20 protein-coding genes and 1 pseudogene are annotated in these 19,434 nt (G+C 60.8%); 13 read left to right on the forward strand and 8 right to left on the reverse strand.

Going from position 1 to position 19,434, the window contains the following annotated elements; all coding sequences use genetic code 11:
- From MB02_RS14690 to MB02_RS14705, 4 genes and pseudogenes are all read left to right on the forward strand, one after another.
- Window positions 1-227, forward strand: a pseudogene (locus MB02_RS14690) (phosphoenolpyruvate carboxykinase (ATP)); the annotation flags it as partial.
- A gap of 148 nt (window positions 228-375) precedes the next feature.
- A complete protein-coding gene (locus MB02_RS14695; RefSeq protein WP_067539339.1) occupies window positions 376-699 on the forward strand; it encodes a hypothetical protein in 324 nt (107 codons plus the stop codon).
- A gap of 205 nt (window positions 700-904) precedes the next feature.
- Window positions 905-1,402, forward strand: a complete 498-nt coding sequence (locus MB02_RS14700; protein WP_067539342.1) for a hypothetical protein — start codon at window positions 905-907, stop codon at window positions 1,400-1,402.
- Between the two features lie 5 nt (window positions 1,403-1,407).
- Complete coding sequence (locus MB02_RS14705) at window positions 1,408-1,632, forward strand: hypothetical protein (protein WP_067539345.1); 225 nt, start codon at window positions 1,408-1,410, stop codon at window positions 1,630-1,632.
- 102 nt (window positions 1,633-1,734) lie between these two features.
- Here the strand turns inward: MB02_RS14705 and MB02_RS14710 are convergent, their stop codons facing one another.
- Window positions 1,735-2,391, reverse strand: coding sequence for an alpha/beta hydrolase (locus tag MB02_RS14710; protein WP_067539348.1), 657 nt, complete (start codon window positions 2,389-2,391; stop codon window positions 1,735-1,737).
- Window positions 2,392-2,498: 107 nt separating this feature from the next.
- On the opposite strand from MB02_RS14710, the gene MB02_RS14715 reads away from it, so the two are divergent.
- The 4 genes from MB02_RS14715 to parC all read left to right on the forward strand — a co-directional run bounded on the left by MB02_RS14715 (window position 2,499) and on the right by parC (window position 7,369).
- Window positions 2,499-3,578 (forward strand): cysteine desulfurase family protein, encoded by a 1,080-nt coding sequence (locus MB02_RS14715; protein WP_067539353.1) that lies wholly within the window; start codon window positions 2,499-2,501, stop codon window positions 3,576-3,578.
- Window positions 3,575-4,663, forward strand: a complete 1,089-nt coding sequence (locus MB02_RS14720; protein ID WP_067539356.1) for a cysteine desulfurase family protein — start codon at window positions 3,575-3,577, stop codon at window positions 4,661-4,663. Before MB02_RS14715 ends, MB02_RS14720 begins: the two co-directional genes overlap by 4 nt.
- Before the next feature lie 2 nt (window positions 4,664-4,665).
- On the forward strand, window positions 4,666-4,998 hold the full coding sequence (locus MB02_RS14725) for a 2Fe-2S iron-sulfur cluster-binding protein (protein ID WP_067539359.1): 333 nt from the start codon (window positions 4,666-4,668) through the stop codon (window positions 4,996-4,998).
- 79 nt (window positions 4,999-5,077) lie between these two features.
- Complete coding sequence (gene parC / locus MB02_RS14730) at window positions 5,078-7,369, forward strand: DNA topoisomerase IV subunit A (RefSeq protein WP_067539362.1); 2,292 nt, start codon at window positions 5,078-5,080, stop codon at window positions 7,367-7,369.
- 60 nt (window positions 7,370-7,429) lie between these two features.
- On the opposite strand, the gene MB02_RS14735 is transcribed toward parC, so the two are convergent.
- The 7 genes from MB02_RS14735 to MB02_RS14765 all read right to left on the reverse strand — a co-directional run bounded on the left by MB02_RS14735 (window position 7,430) and on the right by MB02_RS14765 (window position 13,441).
- Window positions 7,430-7,966, reverse strand: a complete 537-nt coding sequence (locus MB02_RS14735; protein WP_067539365.1) for a hypothetical protein — start codon at window positions 7,964-7,966, stop codon at window positions 7,430-7,432.
- Window positions 7,967-8,415: 449 nt separating this feature from the next.
- Window positions 8,416-9,066: a DUF2971 domain-containing protein gene (locus MB02_RS14740; protein ID WP_067539768.1), complete on the reverse strand. Its 651-nt coding sequence runs from the start codon at window positions 9,064-9,066 to the stop codon at window positions 8,416-8,418.
- Window positions 9,067-9,320: 254 nt separating this feature from the next.
- On the reverse strand, window positions 9,321-10,499 hold the full coding sequence (locus MB02_RS14745) for a CCA tRNA nucleotidyltransferase (RefSeq protein ID WP_067539368.1): 1,179 nt from the start codon (window positions 10,497-10,499) through the stop codon (window positions 9,321-9,323).
- Entirely contained in the window at window positions 10,492-11,094 is a 603-nt protein-coding gene (locus tag MB02_RS14750; RefSeq protein WP_067539371.1) for an NUDIX hydrolase, read from the reverse strand. Before MB02_RS14750 ends, MB02_RS14745 begins: the two co-directional genes overlap by 8 nt.
- The gene (locus tag MB02_RS14755; RefSeq protein ID WP_067539374.1) at window positions 11,091-11,636 is read right to left on the reverse strand and encodes a DUF1285 domain-containing protein; all 546 of its coding nucleotides are present in this window, start codon (window positions 11,634-11,636) and stop codon (window positions 11,091-11,093) included. Before MB02_RS14755 ends, MB02_RS14750 begins: the two co-directional genes overlap by 4 nt.
- A 40-nt stretch (window positions 11,637-11,676) precedes the next feature.
- Entirely contained in the window at window positions 11,677-12,186 is a 510-nt protein-coding gene (locus tag MB02_RS14760) for a GNAT family N-acetyltransferase (protein ID WP_067539377.1), read from the reverse strand.
- Window positions 12,187-12,241: 55 nt separating this feature from the next.
- Window positions 12,242-13,441, reverse strand: coding sequence for a PQQ-dependent sugar dehydrogenase (locus MB02_RS14765; protein WP_067539771.1), 1,200 nt, complete (start codon window positions 13,439-13,441; stop codon window positions 12,242-12,244).
- A 136-nt stretch (window positions 13,442-13,577) separates the two neighbouring features.
- Between MB02_RS14765 and MB02_RS14770 the strand changes: the two genes are divergently transcribed.
- The 5 genes from MB02_RS14770 (at window position 13,578) to folP (ending at window position 19,392) form a co-directional block, all read left to right on the forward strand.
- Window positions 13,578-14,486 (forward strand): oxidoreductase, encoded by a 909-nt coding sequence (locus MB02_RS14770; RefSeq protein ID WP_235829536.1) that lies wholly within the window; start codon window positions 13,578-13,580, stop codon window positions 14,484-14,486.
- Between the two features lie 84 nt (window positions 14,487-14,570).
- Window positions 14,571-15,185 (forward strand): ribonuclease HII, encoded by a 615-nt coding sequence (locus MB02_RS14775; RefSeq protein ID WP_067539383.1) that lies wholly within the window; start codon window positions 14,571-14,573, stop codon window positions 15,183-15,185.
- Window positions 15,186-15,280: 95 nt separating this feature from the next.
- Complete coding sequence (locus tag MB02_RS14780; protein WP_067539386.1) at window positions 15,281-16,873, forward strand: ABC-F family ATP-binding cassette domain-containing protein; 1,593 nt, start codon at window positions 15,281-15,283, stop codon at window positions 16,871-16,873.
- Window positions 16,874-17,069: 196 nt separating this feature from the next.
- Window positions 17,070-18,218 (forward strand): site-specific DNA-methyltransferase, encoded by a 1,149-nt coding sequence (locus tag MB02_RS14785; RefSeq protein WP_067539389.1) that lies wholly within the window; start codon window positions 17,070-17,072, stop codon window positions 18,216-18,218.
- Between the two features lie 58 nt (window positions 18,219-18,276).
- Entirely contained in the window at window positions 18,277-19,392 is a 1,116-nt protein-coding gene (folP, locus tag MB02_RS14790; protein WP_067539396.1) for a dihydropteroate synthase, read from the forward strand.
- The last annotated feature ends 42 nt before the right edge of the window (window positions 19,393-19,434 follow it).

The following is a 19,434-nucleotide window of genomic DNA, read 5'->3' on the forward strand; positions in this document are numbered from 1 at the left end:
GCAGCCTGAACGATGTGGAGTTCCGCAAGGACCCGAACTTCGGGTTTGATGTGCCGGTCGCGGTTCCCGGCGTCGACACCGCGATCCTCGATCCGCGCTCGACCTGGACGGACAAGGACGAATACGACGCCACCGCACAGAAACTCGTCCAGCTCTTCGTCGACAACTTCGCCCAGTTCGAAGACCACGTCGACGATAGCGTCAAACAAGCCGCACCTGCAGCCTGATTGACAAATTTGATGGGTATCAACGGGTTGGCTGGCACAAGCCCGGCCAACCCGTTTTGATTCTGGATCTTTCACCTTTTGGGCTTGTGACAGGGCACGTTGAGTGCATCATGGGCGTGGCTTCAGAAGGTTTGCAAGGAGTGGTTAGATGAGCATTTTTGACGCAGTTCTGAAAGGCATTGGCGGCGCACCCGACGATGTCGCAAATCTTGCTTCACAGCTTGGTATTGACCCTGCGATGGTGGAAAAGGCGATCGGAGCCCTTGGTCATGCGCACCAGCTTCAGGGCGATACGGTAGATGCCGCTGCTGCGCAGACCGGCCTTTCGAAAGCAACGCTGCAGCAGATCGTTGAAGCTATCGGCGGTGAAGGCTCGCTGATGCAGTTCGCCAACATGCTGGACTTCGACGGCGATGGAAATCCGTTGGACGATATCGCAGGCATGGCGAAAGGCTTGTTCGGCAAGAAATAGGCCACTCTGTCCGAGGGGCTATAAACAAACCTGCCCCATGACAGGACAATTGATCTGAACGTCGGAAGAAAGTGTGAACAGGTCGTCCTGAGGCGTCGCTTATCTTGCTCAAGCAATTGCGACGTTTCTGGATGGATTATTAAGACCTCGCCGCAATAATCGGGAACAGAAACCGGGTCGCACGGTTTCAGCGGGGGAAACCGCAATGAATATACTTGAGACGCTACGCCGCACAGGCGGGCTGTCGGCCATTTCCAACAGGCTGGAGATTTCTCCGGCTGAGTCCGCGCAAGTGGCTGATGCCTTTTTGCCTTTTCTTATCGCCGGCTTCCGGCGAGTGTTTGAACGTGCCGGTCAGGATGGCCTCCTTTTCCAATTGGAAAGCCTGGGAGGCGAAGAAATGGCCCAGGCGGTTCTCATGCCGCAGGAAATCGCCGGATCGGCAGGGGATGCGGCATTGAGGCTAGCATTCGGATCCCGCGAAGGTGCGCGCAATGTCGAAGCGCAAGTGCGCGACGTGATCGAACTGGAACCCACAAAATTGCGAGATGCCATGCGATTGCTGGCGATGCTGCTGGGTGGGTATCTCGCGTCCCGGGCGGAGCGGGAAGAAATCAACGTGACCGACAGCATGGCGACATTGCTGAAACCGAATGGGGACAAGGATCCGCTGGATGCGATCCTTCCCGCGGTTGAGGGCTAGCCGCGATGGATGCCGTTCTTTCCGTCATGATGCTGACGGCCATTGCCTTGTTGCTGGGCGCGCTGTTTCTATGGCGCCGCGGTGGCAAGCCTGTCCGTCAGGTGGTGCTGATGGTGATCATGGCGCTGGTGCTGATGGTCAATGTCGCGATCTGGACATTGCCGGATGCCAGTGGAGAGAACCCGCTGGAGCAGGTCGAGGCTCAACAAGCAGCTCACGGCGACAGTTAATCACACTCCCCCTGCGTTCGGGCAGGGAAGCGCACCCAGGCCAACCTCCCGCGCTCCGGCAAACATATGATTTGACGGAGCCGGGCAAGGTCGATGGTCCGATTACTTGATCGGGCAATCCGGCGAGAGGCGGAAATCGAGATAATTGTCGACCGAAAGCATCAGGTCTTCCAACTCGTTTTCGAAGAAGTGGTTCGCACGCGGGATCTCGTCGTGGTGGATCGTGATATGTTTCTGCGTGCGCAGTTTATCGACGAGCTTCTGTACTGCGGACGGCTGTACGACTGTATCGCCCGCACCCTGAACGATGATGCCTGAGGCAGGGCAGGGGGCGAGGAATGAAAAATCATACATGTTCGCGGGCGGATTGATCGAAATGAAGCCGCGGATTTCCGGCCTCCGCATGAGTAACTGCATGCCGATCAACGCACCGAAACTGAATCCCGCGATCCAGGTGGTCTGTGCTTCGGGGTGGATTGACTGCACCCAGTCGAGCGCGGCGGCGGCGTCGGACAATTCACCGATGCCGTTGTCGAAGCTGCCCTGGCTGCGGCCAACACCGCGAAAATTGAAACGCAAGGTTGCAAAACCGCGATCGACGAATGTCTTGTAGAGACGTTGGACGATGCGATCGTTCATCGTGCCGCCGCCCTGGGGGTGCGGATGAAGGATCATGGCCACAGGCGCGCGTGGGCGGGCAGAAGGCTGGAAGCGGCCTTCGAGGCGGCCTTCGGGACCGGGGAAGATGACTGACGGCATGGGTGACCCCTGAGAATGCGAAAATGTCGCGCGGGTGGCGCGCTGGAAGTGTAGGGCTATATAGTGTCCGTTCCATATTTCGCAATTCCCGTGGACAAGGACCTTTCTTGCGCATCTATTTCGATCACGCCGCGACCACACCGGTCCGGCCCGAAGCCCAGGCCGCAGTGGCGGAAGGCCTGGCGCGCTGGGCCAATCCGTCGAGCCCGCATGGGGAAGGGCGCGCGGCGCGCGCTGCTCTGGAAGATGCGCGCGTCAGGATCGGAAAAGCACTGGGCTGGAACGGTGAGGTCATTCTGACCAGCGGTGCCAGCGAAAGTGCGGTTATCGCCTTGACCCGAGCCAAAGGCGGTGCGCGTCTGGCAAGTGCCGTGGAACATGAATCGGTCCTACGCGCCTTGCCTGAGGCTGGAATACTTCCGGTGATGGCGAATGGTGCATTGGACCTCGAGGCGCTGGGTCAGGCTCTCAATGGGCAAGAGCGCGCGGTTGTCGCCGTCCAGGCCGTGAATTCGGAAACTGGCAATCGGCAGGACATTCAGGCCATTGCTGCCGTGGTACACGATGCCGGCGGATTGCTGATCGTCGATGCGGCGCAGAGCGCGGGGAAATGGCCGGTTCCCGCAGAGGCGGATATGGTGATCGTATCCGCGCACAAGCTTGGTGGCCCACCGGGTGTGGGGGCCTTGCTGGTCAAGGACTTCGCGCAGTTGGAAGCCTCGGGCGGACAGGAGCGTGGCTATCGCCGCGGGACTGAGAACCTGCCTGGCGCGCTTGGCTTCGCGGCAGCTCTGGAAGCTTGCTCGCAGCCATATTGCGATCCGGCCGTGCTAGCCCCGATTGTCGAAATTCTGGCTCCGGCAATGGGCGAACTGGGAGGGACGCGGCTGGCTACGAGCCTTGCCGATCCGACCCCCTATGTGGAAGCATTGGCCATGCCGGGGTTGTCGGGTAGCGCGCAGTTGATGCGCTTCGACATGGCAGGCTTTGCCGTGTCGCAAGGCAGTGCCTGCTCATCCGGCAGTCTGAAACGCAGCCATGTGCTGGAGGCAATGGGGCTGGATACCGATATTGCCGACCGTACGATCCGGGTAAGCTTTGGCTGGAACACCCGGAAAGAGGAGGTGGAGGCTTTCTGCGCTGCCTGGATTGCGATGGCCAGGGATGCGAAGGCTCGCGCCGCATGATCTATTGCGATTATCAGGCGACAACCCCACTGGCACCCGAAGCGCGCGAGGAGATGCTGCGCTGGCTCGACGGGCCAGCCGGCCAGGGTTTCGGCAATCCCCATAGTCCGCATCGTCTTGGCCGGATGGCGGCGGCGGCAGTGGAATTGGCGCGGGAACGGGTGGCAGCGCTCTGTCCGCCGGGCGGCAGCGTCGTATTTACCGGTTCGGCGACCGAAGCGCTCAATCTCGCTTTACGGGGCAGCACTGCACCGGGTGACATCCGGCCCGTGGCCGTGTCGGCGATAGAGCACGCGGCTGTCCTCGATACCGCCCATGCGCTGGGCGGCCCGGTGAATGTCTTGACGGTCGACGCTGCGGGGATGGTGGCTGAGGAGCCTGACCTTGTGCCTGACACCCGTCTTGTGGCCGTTATGCAGGTCAACAACGAGATCGGTACGATCCAGCCGGTCGAGGCAATAGCCGCGCATGCGAAGCGGATCGGGGCGTTGTTCGTGTGCGATGCCGTGCAAGGGGCGGGGAAGGTCGCGCCGCCCGCAAATGCCGAAATGATCGCGATTTCCGCGCATAAACTCTATGGTCCGAAAGGCATTGGGGCGCTTTGGGTTCGTGAAGGGGTCGAACTCGCGCCGATCGTTACGGGTGGCGGGCAGGAGATGGGTTTGCGTTCAGGCACTCTCAGTCCGGCGCTCTGTGCCGGTTTCGGGATGGCGGCGAAGCTGGCCTTCGAACAGCAGGAGGCCGACGCGAGGCATGTGGAAACCCTGTGGAAAAGGGCGGGAGAACTTTTCTCGGGCTGGACTCTCAATGGCAGCGCCGAGATGCGCTGGCATGGCAATCTCAATCTGCGGCGGGATGGGCTGGATGTGGCGCGGTTGATGGCGGATGTCCGTGATGTGGCATTTTCCGCAGGTTCGGCCTGTGCCAGTGGTTCAGGAAGGCCGAGCCATGTGCTGAGCGCCATCGGCCTTGACCGGAAACAGGCGAAAAGTTCTATCCGCCTGGGATTTGGGCGCTATTCGACCCTTGCGGAAATCGAGGAAGCGGCGGAAAAGATCAATGCAGCCGCTCAGAAACAGGAATGAGGATGATCCGGGTCACATTCATCACCGCGAATGGCGAAAAGGTCCCGGCAGAGGCCGAAGAGGGATCGTGCCTGTTGGACGTAGGCCAAGCGGCGGGGATGCCGCTGGAGGGGACTTGCGAAGGGCAGATGGCCTGTTCCACATGCCATGTCATCGTGGCAGGTGACTGGTTCGGAAAATTGCCGGAGGCCCGTGAGGAGGAAGAGGATATGCTCGACCTGGCGGCAGGCGTCCAACGCACCAGTCGCCTCTCCTGTCAGATCACGTTGACTGCGGATCTGGATGGGCTGGAAGTACGGATACCGCCGGAAAGCCACGATCTGAAGGGTATATAGCCAACTATCCCTTCAAACGGTGGATTGCACAAACCTGGCGCTAGAGCGCATCCTGCAGCCCTGCTAGGTCATTCCGATCATGGATACGACCACCACTGACGAATCCTCCGATCCGTTCGACGCCATTGTCGATGCCCCGTTCGATTCCGCCCTGTCGGAACGATATCTGGTCTATGCGCTGTCGACGATCACCGCTCGTTCGCTGCCGGATTTGCGCGACGGATTGAAGCCCGTCCACCGCAGGCTGTTGTGGGCCATGCGTCAGTTGAAACTGGACCCGAGCCAGGCGTTCAAGAAATCGGCGCGCGTGGTGGGTGACGTAATCGGTAAATACCACCCTCATGGCGACCAGTCGGTCTATGACGCGATGGTTCGCCTCGCGCAGGATTTCGCGCTGCGCTATCCGTTGGTCGAGGGGCAGGGCAATTTCGGCAATATCGATGGCGATAATGCCGCAGCCTACCGTTATACCGAGGCGCGGCTGACGCCCACGGCAATCCGCCTGATGGCGGGGCTGGACGAAGGCACGGTCGATTTCATCCCGACGTATAATGGGGAGGAGGAAGAACCGGAGATATTCCCCGGCCTGTTCCCGAACCTGCTGGCCAATGGGGCCAGCGGGATTGCGGTCGGCATGGCAACCAACATCCCCAGCCACAATGTGGCCGAGATCGTCGATGCCACGCTGGAACTGGTCGATAACCCCCATGTCGAACACAGCCGCCTTATGGAACTGTTCCAGGGGCCGGATTTCCCCACTGGCGGCGTTGTCGTCGACAGTCCGGAAACGATTGCGGCGGCATACGAGACGGGGCGCGGCTCCTTCCGCGTGCGCGGGCGCTTCCGTGCGGATGAGGCTGACAAGGAAGAGGATCGCGAGGCGGGGATAGAGCGGCTGGGCGGCGGGCAATATCAGCTCGTCATCTCCGAGATCCCCTACATGGTGCAGAAGGGCAAGCTGATCGAACAGATTGCCCAACTGATCGCGGATCGCAAACTGCCGATCCTGGAGGATGTACGTGACGAGAGTGACGAACATATCCGTATCGTGCTGGTGCCCAAGAGCAGGAATGTCGATCCGGAACTGCTCAAGGAAAGCGTTTACAAGCTGACCGATCTCGAAACGCGTTTCGGCCTCAATCTCAATGTGCTCGATGCCACGCGCACGCCCATGGTCATGGGATTGAAGGAATTGCTGGCTAACTGGATCGCCAGCCAGATCGACATTCTCCAGCGCCGCAGCCAGCATCGGCTGGACAAGATCGCCGCACGACTGGAGCTGGTCGAAGGCTATATCGTCGCTTTCCTCAACCTCGACCGGATCATCGAAATCATCCGGACGGAGGATGAGCCGAAATCCGTGATGATGGCGGAATTCAACCTGACCGACCGCCAGGCCGAAGCGATCCTCAACATGCGTTTGCGCAGCTTGCGCAAGCTGGAGGAAATGGAGCTGCGCCAGGAACGGGACGACCTGCTGGCGGAACGTGACGAACTGGAAAAGCTGCTGGCCAGCCCCGCACGGCAACGGACCCGGTTGAAACGCGACCTTGGCCAGTTGCGCAAGGAATATGCGGAGGACACGCCGCTCGGCCGCCGTCGCACGACGATTGCCGAAGCCGCGCCGACTGTCGAATTCAGCATGGACGCGATGATTGAAAAGGAGCCGGTCACGGTGATCCTTTCGCAACGCGGCTGGATTCGCGCGGCGAAGGGTCATGTCGCGCTCGATTCCGATTTCAAGTTCAAGGAAGGCGATGGGCCGGCCTTCGCGCTTCACGCCCAGACGACGGACAAGCTGTTGATCGCGGCGGACAATGGCCGCTTCTACACCCTGGGTGCGGACAAGCTGCCGGGCGCACGCGGTTTTGGCGAGCCGATCCGGACAATGGTCGACATCGATGCAGACGCGCAGATCGTGAGCGTGCTGGTCTATCGGTCCAAGGGGCAGGTTCTGGCTGCCAGCAGTGCGGGCAAGGGCTTCGCTGCGGAGATGGACGAGCTGCTCGCCGAAACGCGCAAGGGCCGCCAGGTGATGAACGTAAAGGCTGGGGTGAAGCTTGCGGTCGTGCGCGAGATTGCCCCGGAGCACGATCACGTCGCGGTTGTTGGCGACAATCGCAAGCTGGTGATCTTCGCGCTCGAAGAATTGCCGCTGCTCGCACGTGGGCAGGGCGTGGCGCTACAACGGTATCGGGACGGCGGGTTGTCCGATGCGGTCACGCTCAAGCTGGAGGATGGCCTCAGCTGGACCATGGGTGGTGAGACGGGCCGCACCCGCACTGAAAAGGATATGATGTTGTGGAAGGTGGCCCGTGGCGCTGCCGGGCGTTTGCCCCCCACCGGGTTCCCGCGCGACAACAAGTTCTAGGCAAATTATGGAAATTGCGGAGGGGCCGGATGCGATAACGAGCATCCGGCCCCTTCCAAATCAGCCGCCAGCCTGCTGCGACAACGCGTCGCTCAATGCCTGGGCGGTGAAACGCACGATCAGCCCCTGGCCGTCGGTCGCGAAATATTCGCGCTTGAGAGTGACCGGCTTGCCCGAATAGTCGATGACCACGTTGCCTTCTTCGAGCTTGGTGACACTGCCCAGCGCAACGCCGTCCACGCTGCGTACCGCGGCGCCAACCTGCAAGGCAGCGTCGAGTGCGGCCGCGGCCTTGGCTGCTGCTGCTTCTACGGCAGAGTCCAGTTCGGCCTTGGTGGCGCCGATCATCGGGCCGTTCGGGCCGTCAGCGAAAGATGCGGCACCCAAGGTTGCCTTGTTCGTGCCGGTATCGATAATCACGACATCGTCGCGGATTTCGGCAATCGTGCCTACCACTTCACCCTGCGGGTCATAGACCGTCGCACCGGCAGTGAGCGTTGCCCCCTGGTTCGCTTCTGCCGGCGCCTGAGCCCATGCGGAGGCAGGAACGCCAGCCGTGGCAAGCGCCGCGATTGCGGCCAGTTTAGAAAATTTCATTATATACTCCAATACGTTACCTTCAGGACTTCCATGCCGAAAGGAAACGGGTCTGAGCGCGGGAGTGGTGCGCTGTGTGGCGACGGCGAGAGATGCGGTCACCTGGCAGCATATTGCCGCCGTAAGGGGTGGAAGCGGGCGCAATGCCCGGCTCCATGCGGAAAGTCGTTCCAGCACAGTTGCTGGACACACCACCCTGCCAATGCAGGACAGCCCGCAAACCCGTTCCGTTCTGACAAGGGACCTGTCCCATCATTGGCGGTGAATGGCAACCGTAAATGGCGGAAAAACGTAACTTGATGGAGGTGAGGGGCATTGCATGGAACACTTACCGCTGTTGGGAAGGTGAGACCCAGCCATTGACTCCTTCGTTCATTGTTAGCCTAAGCGTAATCCCCTTTTTGACCCACAATTCACCATTCTGGGGTAAGACCCTGAAGTCTAGCTGCTCATTTCCAAAGGTCGGCGCGCATCTGGTTCACTACGGCGAAACGTTGGAATGGCAGGCGCGCCTTTCGCTTTGTGACGGTGGCGTTGAGATCGCCCAACGCGTTGCCAAGCTGGCTCCTTGTAACGTCGCACACTTGGCCTACGATCACCTCCTTAAGCGCCAGGTCGGCATCGAAATCCCGAAACCAAAGACCGGTCTCCGCATCACGATCCTCCAACGCAACGAACAACCTGACCTCATTTTCGTAACGCCAATGACTGAATTTCGTGCTGGCTACTGTTCGCATCAATGCCTTAGCGTCGGGGCCTTCGAGCAATGCCCGATCAATCGGCAATCGCTTCCGACTATAGGCTACCCTTGTGAGGAGGTCGTCTGGAACGTCGAAGCCTAGGCACATACCGTGGTGGCGCTCGGCGTAATGACTCCATTGTACCGGATTTCGCCAACTGCGGCTGAAACAAAGCATGCCGGCCAGCTGAGACATTTGGGATTTCATCGCTTGAAATGCCTGCCGCAACTCAGGATCGCGGAGCGACAGCGCAAACATTTCGAATGGGCCGTTTAGATCATCGAGTGTCGCGATTTTGAGACGACGTTGGTTAATGTTCTCCAGCCCATATTTGCGGTCTAGGAAGTGATAAACTCTCATCTGGCCCCCCAAGCATTCGAGACGTTTATGTCGCAATAGCAACTTGGAATAGAAACGCCCCGCTGCATTTGGAAGGTCAACCCTGAGCTTGCTCTGTTCGAAGCCGCAGCGCATCAAGTTCTGTAAAACGCACTATTGTTTGCTTAGGTCAAAGCTGTCGGGCTCGGGCCAAGAGATTACCATGCCAGCCAAGAGTGCCTCCGCCCCAATTCCGACAAGGAAAGTTTGCGGCCGCTATTCATGCAGCCGAAGCATCAGGACTGGGCCAATAAGGCCTCAAGGAGTTCCTGTACCCGCTCGGGGCCCGGGAAACCTTCCTCGACCCATTGGGCTTCGACCATGCGCAAGGTTCGTGCGACCAAGGGGCCGGCCTTGACGCCGCGAGCAACGATGTCTCCGCCTTTGAGTGGAAAATTCGGTATTTCCCAATGTGTTATCGGGGTAATGGCGAAGCCGCCAAGCAGGAGCCGGTCGACGGCGCATTCCAGCCCTTCCCGGTAAGCGAGGGCGCGGGGATCTGTTCCGTCGGCGTCCTGCCGCTCTGCAATACAGGAAAGCCGCTTGCGCTGCTTTCCTGACAGGCGGAGCCGTGCTGCGACATTGTCGGCCACCGGTTCTGCTGCTGGCAGGAGAGCCGCAAGACGGCGCAGAGGGTCCGGCGAAACGTTTGCCGCACGCTCGGCAGCGATGAGCCGCTCCAGCACGGCAATCTGCGCATTCCCCGCTTCGGGGAGAATGACTGGCAGCACGCCGAGTGATCGCATGCGGGCGACAGTCGCCGATGGGTCGGGCAGGGCGAGCAGGTTGAGCAGTTCCATCGCAACCCGTTCGCGGCTGAGACCTTTCAACGTGCCGGCGAGTTCCTTGCAAGCGGCCTCTGCCGCTGGATCAAGCTCGGCACCGAAACGGGCCTGAAACCGAAAATAGCGCAGGATCCGCAAATGGTCTTCACGGATGCGTTCATGGGCATCGCCAATGAAACGGACGCGTCGCGCGACGAGATCGGCCAGCCCGTCATGGAAATCCGAAATTTCCAGCGTCGTCGGATCTGCGTAGAGCGCGTTGATCGTGAAATCCCGCCGGTCGGCGTCGTGGTGCCATTCCTCGGCATATTCCACGGTCGCGCGGCGCCCATCGGTCGAAATGTCGCGTCGCAGCGTGGTGATTTCCACGTTGCCTTCGGGAAGCACGGCGGTGACCGTTCCATGGTCAATGCCGGTCGGCACTGTGGTGATGGTTGCGTGTTTCAGGCGGCGGATCACTTCTTCGGGCGGGAGTGGCGTTGCGCAGTCCACGTCCTTGACCTCTACGCCCAGCAACGTGTCACGCACTGCGCCGCCGACCCAGCGGGCATTGCCATCGCCAAGCGCGGCAACCAGCGCGGCAAGGTCTTCGCGAGCGGTCCACGCGGCCGCTGGGAGATACTCAGCCATTGCCGAAATCCCCCCACGCGATGCGTTTGGACAGATTGGCGATGATCCCCGCTGTCACGCCCCAGATGCGGTGGTCCTGCCACATGATCTCTGTGTATCCGCGCTCTATACCGTTCCAGACCTTGTATTTGCGTTGCTGGTTGGCGGGGTTGAATACAAAATCGACCGGCGCCTCGAACCATTGGGCGACTTCGGTCGGATTGGGTTCAAGCTTTATGTCGGGCGGAACCACGGCGACGACAGGGGTCACGGCAAAGCCCGAGCCTGTCCGGTAAAGGTCGCTTTGCCCGATCACCGTGACATCGCTTTCGCGAATGCCGAGTTCTTCCCATGCCTCGCGCAGAGCGGCTTCCACCGGTGTTTCATCGCCGTCGATCTTGCCGCCGGGAAAGGCCACCTGCCCCGGATGGGAGCGCATATTGCTGGGCCGGTGGATGAACAGGAAGCCCGGTCGCTCGCGTTCCGTAATCGCGGCAAGGACGGCAGCGGGCCGGAACGTGCCCGAAGGAAAGGCGGAAGCTTCGTCCTCCATGTCGGCAGCGACAGCGTGCCCTGCCGTGTGGAGCGAGCGTAAGCGTTCGACAAGCATGCTCATGCAGGCACCAGCGGGAAGCGCATGCCTTGGCTGGTAACGGCCATCTCGCCGTTTTGGAGCGCCATTTCGGCAAGCTGCCCATATGTGCTGCGGTTGAGGCGAGCCTCTGTGCCATGGCGAACGCCGATATACAGGGCGGGCGTATCGGGATCGCCCCGCGCGATAATCGGATGGCCAGGCCCGGCGATGACCGTGTCGCCGGTGTTGAGCCGGAAGGCGAGAGTGCCGTCCTGCTGCACAACGTCAGTGGCGATAAATGCTGCGTCTTCCACTTCGATGGACTGTTTTTCCACCGGCGTGACCAGCCAATGCTGGCCTGCTTCGTCACGCCACAAGAGAGAGGAAAAGGCGCGGACCATGGCAGGGCGGGTAATTTCGCCGCCGTCATGGAACCAGCGCCCATCCGCGGCGATGCGCATGAGACTGTCGCTGCTGTGTTGCGGTTGCCATTGATCCACGGGAGGCAGACCTTGCGCCTCGGCCAGTGCGGCAATTTCTTCCAGCGTGAGGGAAGCCAGTTCGGGGGGCGGTTCGTAAGGCATCGGTTCCAGTCTGTTCTTCAGACCCCGATGCCAGAAGCGATCAGCCGCGCCAAGGCCCCAACATGCCTTCGCGAGGGAGAACGCCGGGATTGTCGCACCGTACCAGCAAACGCTTCGGGTCGACCGGGCCGGGGACCTGCCAGCCTTGAGTGGGCGCGGCGGAAAAGCCGAAGAAGCGGCCGTAGTAATCCTCGTCCCCGATCATGACCAGGGGCAGGGGGGCACGTTCGTCCAGCGCGCCGATCAGGGCGAGCATCAGGGCCTTGCCATAGCCTTCCCCCTGATGTTCAGGCACCACTGCGACCGGGCCGACCATGACCATCGGGTGATTGCGACCTTCCGGATCGGCTAGCGCGACCGGCCATGACTGGATTGTCCCGACCAGATAGCCGTCTTCATCCAGTGCGGCGAAACTAAGCCCCGGCAGCCAGTCCATCCCCTCTCGAATGCGATAGGCGGTGCGCTTGTGCCGCTCCGGTTCGAAGGCGCGGTCCAGCAACTCCTCGATCAGTGCGGGATCTATGTCGGCAAGGGGAATCAGGTCAGCCATGGGCCGCGCGCGGATAGGGCCGCGTAAGAGGAATGTCGATGTTTTTCGGTCAGGATCAGCGCGGCGTGAGCTTGAGCAGGTTCGCGCCCTTGCCATCCTCGACCACCCAGATTGCTCCGTCGGGTCCCTGAGTGATTGCGCGCAGCCGCTCTCCAAAACCATAACGGGCCAGTTCCATCGCTTTTGCGCCGTTGACTGAGACGCGCACGAGAGCCTTGGATTTCAGGCCGGGAATCAGCGCCTGTCCACGCCAGTCGGGAAACAGGCTGCCAGTGTAGAACAGCAGGTCTCCGGGGGCGATTACCGGCGTCCAGCTCACTGCCGGGGCAGCGAATTGCGGGCGTTCGGAGTGGTTCGGGATCGGCGTGCCGTTATAGTGATCGCCGTCTGACGCGACGGGCCAGCCATAGTTCTTGCCCGGTTCGACGAGGTTCAGTTCATCGCCGCCCGCAGGGCCATGTTCGACGTCCCATAACTGCCCCTGTGGGTCGAAGCGCAGGCCGAGGATATTGCGATGGCCATAAGACCAAACCTCATGGCTGGGCGTGTCGCGCCCTGCGAGCGGATTGCCGTCAGCGGCACTACCATCGGGATTGAGGCGCACGATTGTGCCGAGCGTGTTTGAAATATCTTGAGCAGGTTCCTGCTTCTGCCGTTCTCCGGAAGCGACGAACAGGTATTTACCGTCTGGGGAGAAGGTGAGGCGGTGGGAATAATGCCCCCGGCCAGTCACTTTGGGAAACTGGCGCCAGATTACCTGCAGGTCCCGAATGGCGCAGCTGCCTTGTTCGGCGCAGACGAGGCGCCCTTTGCCGACGGCCGCGCCACGGGTATCCTTCTCGCCCGCTTCAGCCCAGCTGAGATAGATTGTCCGTGGATTCAGGTCAGCGGCTTCCTCACCCGGAAGGAAGGCAATGTCACCGAGCCCGCCTTGTCCGCCATAATCCACTTTCGGAGCGCCCGACACGGTGATCTTCCGACCGGTTTCCGTGTCGTATCCTGCGATTGTCCCTGCCTTTTGCGTAATCATCAACACGTTGGTGCCGGGAACGAACGCCATTGCCCATGGTTCGTCGAAATCGCCATGGGGGGCCACGTCGAAGACATCGGACGCATGACCCATTACGGGGGTGGCGGTTGATGCGCTTTCCGGTTCGGCGGCTGAGGCCTGCCTGTCCGTTGCTGGCTCGACCCCGCAGGCGGCGAGCACGAAAACGAGTGGGGAAAGGATCGAGTGCAGGCGAAGGTGGATCATGCCACGCATAACGCACTACCGGGCTCAGAGGTCCGGACGATTATGAAAATACCTGTGAACCGGAGACAACCTGTGCCCCGACGGTTACATGGTAGACAGATCACTTCAATCAGAGGTGATGTGGGGGAGAATGACAATGGCGTTCACTGAAGCGGACGTGCCATCGCAAGAGGGCAAGTGTTTCGTAGTGACCGGCGCCAACGCCGGCCTTGGGTTCTCGGCTTCTGCGGTTCTGGCAGCGCGCGGTGCACGGGTCGTTCTGGCCTGCAGGAACCGTGACAAGGCAAAGGCGGCGATGGTGCGTATCCGTGAGGTAACGCCTGATGCCGATCTCACTTTTTTGAAACTCGATCAGGGGGACCTGGCCAGTGTGCGAGCTGCGGCAGAGCAGGTTTCGGCAGAACCCCGGATTGATGCACTGGTGAACAATGCGGGCGTCATGTACCCGCCTCTGGTTCACACCGCCCAGGGCTTCGAGCCGCAATTTGGTGTCAATCATCTGGGCTGCTTCGCTCTGACGTCCCTGTTGTTGCCCAAATTGTCGGAGACGCCCGGTTCGCGGGTAGTTGTGACGGCAAGTCTTGCGCACCGGTTCGGCAAGATCGACTGGGACGACCTGGACGCGCGCAAGAGCTACAAGACTTCACAGCGCTACGCCGACAGCAAGCTTGCAAACTTGCTGTTTCTTTACGAGTTGGACAGGCGTTTGCGGGCATCCGGCTCTCCTGTAATGGCAGTTGGATGTCATCCCGGTGTCGCGGCTACTGAACTTGGGCGCAATTCCGCAGGGTTCAGATTCTTCATTCGCTTCTTCGGCTGGATGCTCAATACGGCGGAAATGGGCGCATGGCCGACATTGCAGGCGGCCACCGATCCCGCTGTGGTGGCGGGTGGATACTATGGGCCGCAAGGAATGGGTGAGATGCGTGGCCCGTCGGGACTCGCGAAGCGGGTGAAAGCCGCGACGGACCCGGAAACGGCTCGCCGTCTGTGGGATGTCTCGATCGAGAAAACAGGGATCGATCCCGGCCTGCCACCTGCCTGAACGAACTATCGGATCGGCTATTGGGCGTGGATATCGCGCCCGCTCCCCTTGTGCTTGGCTGCTGCTTGCGGCGATGACGAGGCTATGGGCAGGCTCCTCTTCTCCGCTCAGCAGGGTATTGTCGCCGGTGTGGACGAAGCCGGGCGAGGGCCGCTTGCCGGCCCGGTCATCGCGGCTGCCGTCGTGCTCGGGCGCAACGCGCCTACCGGGCTTGACGATTCCAAGAAGCTGTCGGCCAAGCGCCGGGCCGCATTGGAAGAGTCGATCAAGGGAACCTGCCATTGGGCGCTCGGTATTGCCGATGTGGAGGAGATCGACCGGCTGAATATCTTCGCCGCAACCATGTTGGCCATGACGCGGGCGATGGCGGGGTTGTGTACCGAACTGGGCGGGGACCCGGAGGATGTACTGATCGACGGTAACCTGACGCCTGCGGGGCGGTGTGAAGGCTGGCGTTGGCCCGCGCGTGCGCTGGTGGGCGGCGACGGGCTGGAACCCTGTATTTCCGCAGCTTCGATAATTGCCAAGGAACATCGTGATCGCCTGATGCGGGAAGCTGCGCTCAAGCACCCCCATTACGGGTGGGAACGCAACATGGGCTATGGGACGAAAGAGCACATGGCGGCCTTGCGGACGCATGGCCCGACACCGCTGCATCGACGAAGCTTCGCCCCGGTGGCGCAACTGGCCATGTTCTGATAAAGGGACCTTTCGAACGTGTGAGAAGGAGTAAGGCATCGTGAACAACAGCATGGAAATTGAACCGATTTTCCAAGCTGCTTCCATGGTGTCCTATGTCTTCTCTTCTCGTATTCGATCGCCTCTCTGCCACTCGGCCTGATCGAACCCCACTCTTTCCGGAACTCACTCTCGCGCTGGGGCGCGAACGTGTCGGGCTTGTCGGCCGCAACGGCTGCGGTAAATCAACTCTGCTGGCTATTGCGGCCGGACTGCGCGAGCCTGCCTCGGGAACAGTGACGTCCCATGGGACAGCCGGTTTTCTGCAACAGGTACAGCCGTCCGATGGCAACGTTGCGCAGGCGCTCGGTATTGCCGAGGTAATTGGGGCGATGGCGAGGCTGGAGCACGGTGTCGGTTCGGCTGACGATGCCGCCCTTGCGCAATGGGACCTCCCTGAACGACTGGAACAGGCGCTGGCTGCTGCCGGTCTGTCCGGCCTTGAGGTGGAGCGTGACGTCGCAAGCCTGAGCGGTGGAGAAAGAACAAGGTTGGGCCTGGCTCGCCTCATGGTGGAGCGACCGGACCTGCTCCTGCTGGATGAACCGACCAACAATCTCGACCAGGTTGGACGAGAGGCGATACATGTCTTGCTGCGCGATTGGCAGGGAGGGGCATTGGTCGCCAGCCATGACCGGGCATTGCTGGAGCAGATGGATCGCATCGCGGAACTCACGCCAACAGGCGTGACTGTTCATGGCGGCGGTTGGAGCAGTTTTGCGGCCGCGCGGGATGCGGCGCGGGAACGGGCGGAGGCGGAACTCGACCGGGCGAAACGCGCAGTTGGTCAACAGGCGCAGGCAGCCCAGCGGCAGGTGGAAAAGCAGGCGCGGCGGGACAAGGCCGGGCGGGCGGTCAAGGCGCGGGGGGATCAGCCGAAAATACTGCTCAGTAAACGGAGGGAACGGGCCGAACACACTGCGGCGGGGAACAGGCTGCTGGCGGAACGGCAGACACAGGAAGTGCTGGAAACGCTCGATCATGCCCGCAAACGGGTTGCGGCTGTAACGCCATTGACGATTGCACTGCCAGCCAGTGGCTTGCCCGCCAATCGCGTTGTGCTGGAAATGCGGGACGTCACGATCGAGCGGGCAGGAAAGCGGGTTGCGGGGCCCATTTCCCTGTCTCTAACCGGCCCGGAACGCGTTTCGTTGGCCGGGTCGAATGGGAGTGGCAAGACCAGTCTGTTGCGTGTGGTGACAGGCAAGGATCGCCCTGCGTCGGGAATGGTCCGGCGCACGAGTGGCGCCGTTGCCATGCTGGACCAACATGTGCAGCTGCTCGATCCCCATCTCACACTGGTTGATAATATTCGCTCTTACTATCCTGAAATAACGATACATAAATCGCATGAAATCCTTGCTCGTTTCGCATTCCGCAACCGTGAGGCGCTGCGTCCGGCAGGCACGTTGAGCGGGGGTGAAAAATTGCGGGCAGGGCTGGCAGTTGTCTGTTCCGGGCCGCGGGTGCCGCAATTGCTGGTTCTGGACGAGCCGACCAATCATCTCGATCTTGATGCGATAGAGGAACTGGAACGTGCCTTGGCGGCATGGGATGGCGCGCTATTGGTGGTCAGCCATGACGCTGCCTTTCTGGAAGCAATCGGGATCGAGCGCGAAATCTCTCTGACCACAAAAAAATCGGGTTGAGAGTCCTTCGTGCCACACCCCTAGATATCGAGTCCGCGCACCGTTCCCAGACTCCAGATGCTGTGTGGGACTCCTTGTGTTCTCATCGCATTAGCAGGCACTTAAGAATGCTTTGCGAAGATACTGTGACGATCCGAGCTTGACGCGGAGTCCGCGAAGACTCACCCTGTGGATAACTAAGGGGGTTTGAATACGGATGGTTCAGGTACTGACAAAGGTTCGCGCGCCAGCGCGCGCAGAGCCCAAAAAGGCGCGAGCGGTTGCCAAGGCGGAGTTGCCTCTGGGGCGGATTCTCGATGGCGATTGCGTCGAAGCGATGCGTTCGCTGCCGGATAATTGCATTGATCTGATCTTTGCCGATCCGCCGTATAATCTCCAGCTTGGCGGCGACCTCAATCGCCCGGACGGCAGCCATGTCGATGCCGTGACTGACGAATGGGACAGGTTCGACAGCTTCGCGGTCTATGACGGGTTCACGCGAGACTGGTTGACGGAGGCGCGGCGCATCCTGAAGCCGGATGGGGCCCTGTGGGTCATCGGGTCCTATCACAACATTTTCCGCGTCGGTGCGATCTTGCAGGATCTGGGGTTCTGGATACTCAACGACATCGTCTGGCGGAAATCGAACCCCATGCCGAATTTCCGTGGCACCCGTTTTACCAATGCGCACGAAACGCTGATCTGGGCGAGCATGGGTGAGAAGGCAAAATACCATTTCAACTACCGTGCTATGAAGACGCTTAATGACGAACTGCAGATGCGGTCGGACTGGGTGATACCGATTTGCAGTGGTCAGGAACGGCTGAAGAAGGGGGGACATAAGGTCCACCCGACGCAGAAGCCGGAGGCATTGCTCTACCGGGTCATGCTGGCGACCACGGAAAAAGGCGATGTCGTGCTCGATCCGTTTTTCGGTACAGGCACGACCGGTGCGGTGGCGAAGCGTCTTGGCCGGGAATGGATCGGCTGCGAACGTGAAGGAGGCTATCGCGAAGCAGCGCTGGAGCGGATCGAGATGGCCTTGCCGCTGGACGAAAGTTCACTGACGACCATGCAGAGCCGCAAGGATGCGCCTCGTGTGGCATTCGGCGCACTGGTTGAGGCCGGACTGATCCCGCCGGGGACGCAGGTGTTCGACAAGCAGCGCCGCTGGGCTGCGACAGTGCGGGCGGACGGTTCTCTGGAGAGCGGCAAGGACAACATTGGCTCGATCCATGGCGTCGGCAAGACACTGCAGGGTGCGCCAAGCTGCAACGGCTGGACCTTCTGGCACCTTGAACATGACGGTGCGGTGAAACCCCTCGATGCACTGCGCCAGCTTTATTTGCTGAGCGTGGAAGATTGATCTGCCCACTGTCATTTGCGTGGCCGCAGCAGCAATCGCGGCGTGAGGGTGCCGTGTTGTGACCCAGCAGCTTTATATCCGTCCGATCGGTCTTACCCCCAGCCCGCAAAGTGAAGAGGGAGAAGCGATCCGGCTTGGTGGTGGCATGGTCTATGCGCACCGCTTTGCTCTGATCGTGCGGCAAAATGACAAGATCCTGTCACGGGAACGGGTTTCGGTTGCCAACATGCAGGATGCGCTGACCTGTCTGCCGGCCGATCTGGCTGCTGAGGGGGCAGCGCAGTGGGCTGGGCTCCAGACTGTCCACGCCCCCCTGCAATGCGGCGAACGTACCATCCGGCTCGATCAGCCGCAGGTCATGGGTATTCTCAATGTCACGCCGGACAGTTTCTCCGATGGCGGTAAGTTCCTCGATAATCCGGAGGAGGCGCGCAATCACGCTGCTGCAATGCTCGAACGCGGGGCAGCAATCGTCGATGTCGGGGGGGAGAGCACCCGGCCCGGCGCGGCTGCCGTATGGGAAGGCGATGAACTGAAGCGCGTCGTTCCGGCAGTGCAAAGCCTGTCTTCGATGGGCGCAGCTATCAGCGTCGATACACGCCGTGTCGGTGTCATGGAGGCGGCGCTTGAGGCTGGGGCGCATGTCATCAATGATGTCTCGGCCTTGCGTCATGACCCGCGTGCGCTTGAATTCGCAGTGGCCCGTGGCGCCCCGGTGATATTGATGCATGCACCCGGTGAGGGGGAAGACCTTCACGCCTGTGCCGAATACACCAATCCAGCCCTTGATGTGTTCGACTGGCTCAAGCAGCGGCGCGATGCGGCCATTGCAGCGGGCATTGCGCGCGAGAAGATTATTCTCGACCCTGGTGTCGGTTTCGGCAAGTCGCTGGCACATAACCTTGCGGTGCTGAACGCGTTACCGCTTTATCATGCGTTGGGGCAGCCTTTGCTTCTGGGGGCCAGTCGCAAACGGTTTATCGGTGCGCTTGCCAATGAAGCGCCAGTCCATGAACGGCTGGGCGGTTCAGTGGCAGTCGCCATCCACGGCATGAATGCCGGTGTGCAGCTGTTGCGGGTTCACGATGTGGCTGAAACCGTGCAGGCACGCGATGTCTGGCGCGGGCTGCGGGATGGTGCGCTCACCGATTTCAGCGAATTGCCGGCCCTCTAAACGCAATAGCGACTGTGGATCGAGCCCCCTACGGAATGACGG

Source organism: Croceicoccus estronivorus (assembly GCF_001625325.1).
In the GTDB taxonomy this organism is placed as follows: domain Bacteria; phylum Pseudomonadota; class Alphaproteobacteria; order Sphingomonadales; family Sphingomonadaceae; genus Caenibius; species Caenibius estronivorus.

Coding starts and splice junctions, on each gene's coding strand:
- MB02_RS14695 (WP_067539339.1), top strand. CDS start 376: ATGAGCATTTTTGACGCAGTTCTGAAAGGCATTGGCGGCGCACCCGAC.
- MB02_RS14700 (WP_067539342.1), top strand. CDS start 905: ATGAATATACTTGAGACGCTACGCCGCACAGGCGGGCTGTCGGCCATT.
- MB02_RS14705 (WP_067539345.1), top strand. CDS start 1,408: ATGGATGCCGTTCTTTCCGTCATGATGCTGACGGCCATTGCCTTGTTG.
- MB02_RS14710 (WP_067539348.1), bottom strand. CDS start 2,391: ATGCCGTCAGTCATCTTCCCCGGTCCCGAAGGCCGCCTCGAAGGCCGC.
- MB02_RS14720 (WP_067539356.1), top strand. CDS start 3,575: ATGATCTATTGCGATTATCAGGCGACAACCCCACTGGCACCCGAAGCG.
- MB02_RS14725 (WP_067539359.1), top strand. CDS start 4,666: ATGATCCGGGTCACATTCATCACCGCGAATGGCGAAAAGGTCCCGGCA.
- parC (WP_067539362.1), top strand. CDS start 5,078: ATGGATACGACCACCACTGACGAATCCTCCGATCCGTTCGACGCCATT.
- MB02_RS14735 (WP_067539365.1), bottom strand. CDS start 7,966: ATGAAATTTTCTAAACTGGCCGCAATCGCGGCGCTTGCCACGGCTGGC.
- MB02_RS14740 (WP_067539768.1), bottom strand. CDS start 9,066: ATGAGAGTTTATCACTTCCTAGACCGCAAATATGGGCTGGAGAACATT.
- MB02_RS14745 (WP_067539368.1), bottom strand. CDS start 10,499: ATGGCTGAGTATCTCCCAGCGGCCGCGTGGACCGCTCGCGAAGACCTT.
- MB02_RS14750 (WP_067539371.1), bottom strand. CDS start 11,094: ATGAGCATGCTTGTCGAACGCTTACGCTCGCTCCACACGGCAGGGCAC.
- MB02_RS14755 (WP_067539374.1), bottom strand. CDS start 11,636: ATGCCTTACGAACCGCCCCCCGAACTGGCTTCCCTCACGCTGGAAGAA.
- MB02_RS14760 (WP_067539377.1), bottom strand. CDS start 12,186: ATGGCTGACCTGATTCCCCTTGCCGACATAGATCCCGCACTGATCGAG.
- MB02_RS14765 (WP_067539771.1), bottom strand. CDS start 13,441: ATGATCCACCTTCGCCTGCACTCGATCCTTTCCCCACTCGTTTTCGTG.
- MB02_RS14770 (WP_235829536.1), top strand. CDS start 13,578: ATGGCGTTCACTGAAGCGGACGTGCCATCGCAAGAGGGCAAGTGTTTC.
- MB02_RS14775 (WP_067539383.1), top strand. CDS start 14,571: ATGGGCAGGCTCCTCTTCTCCGCTCAGCAGGGTATTGTCGCCGGTGTG.
- MB02_RS14780 (WP_067539386.1), top strand. CDS start 15,281: ATGTCTTCTCTTCTCGTATTCGATCGCCTCTCTGCCACTCGGCCTGAT.
- MB02_RS14785 (WP_067539389.1), top strand. CDS start 17,070: ATGGTTCAGGTACTGACAAAGGTTCGCGCGCCAGCGCGCGCAGAGCCC.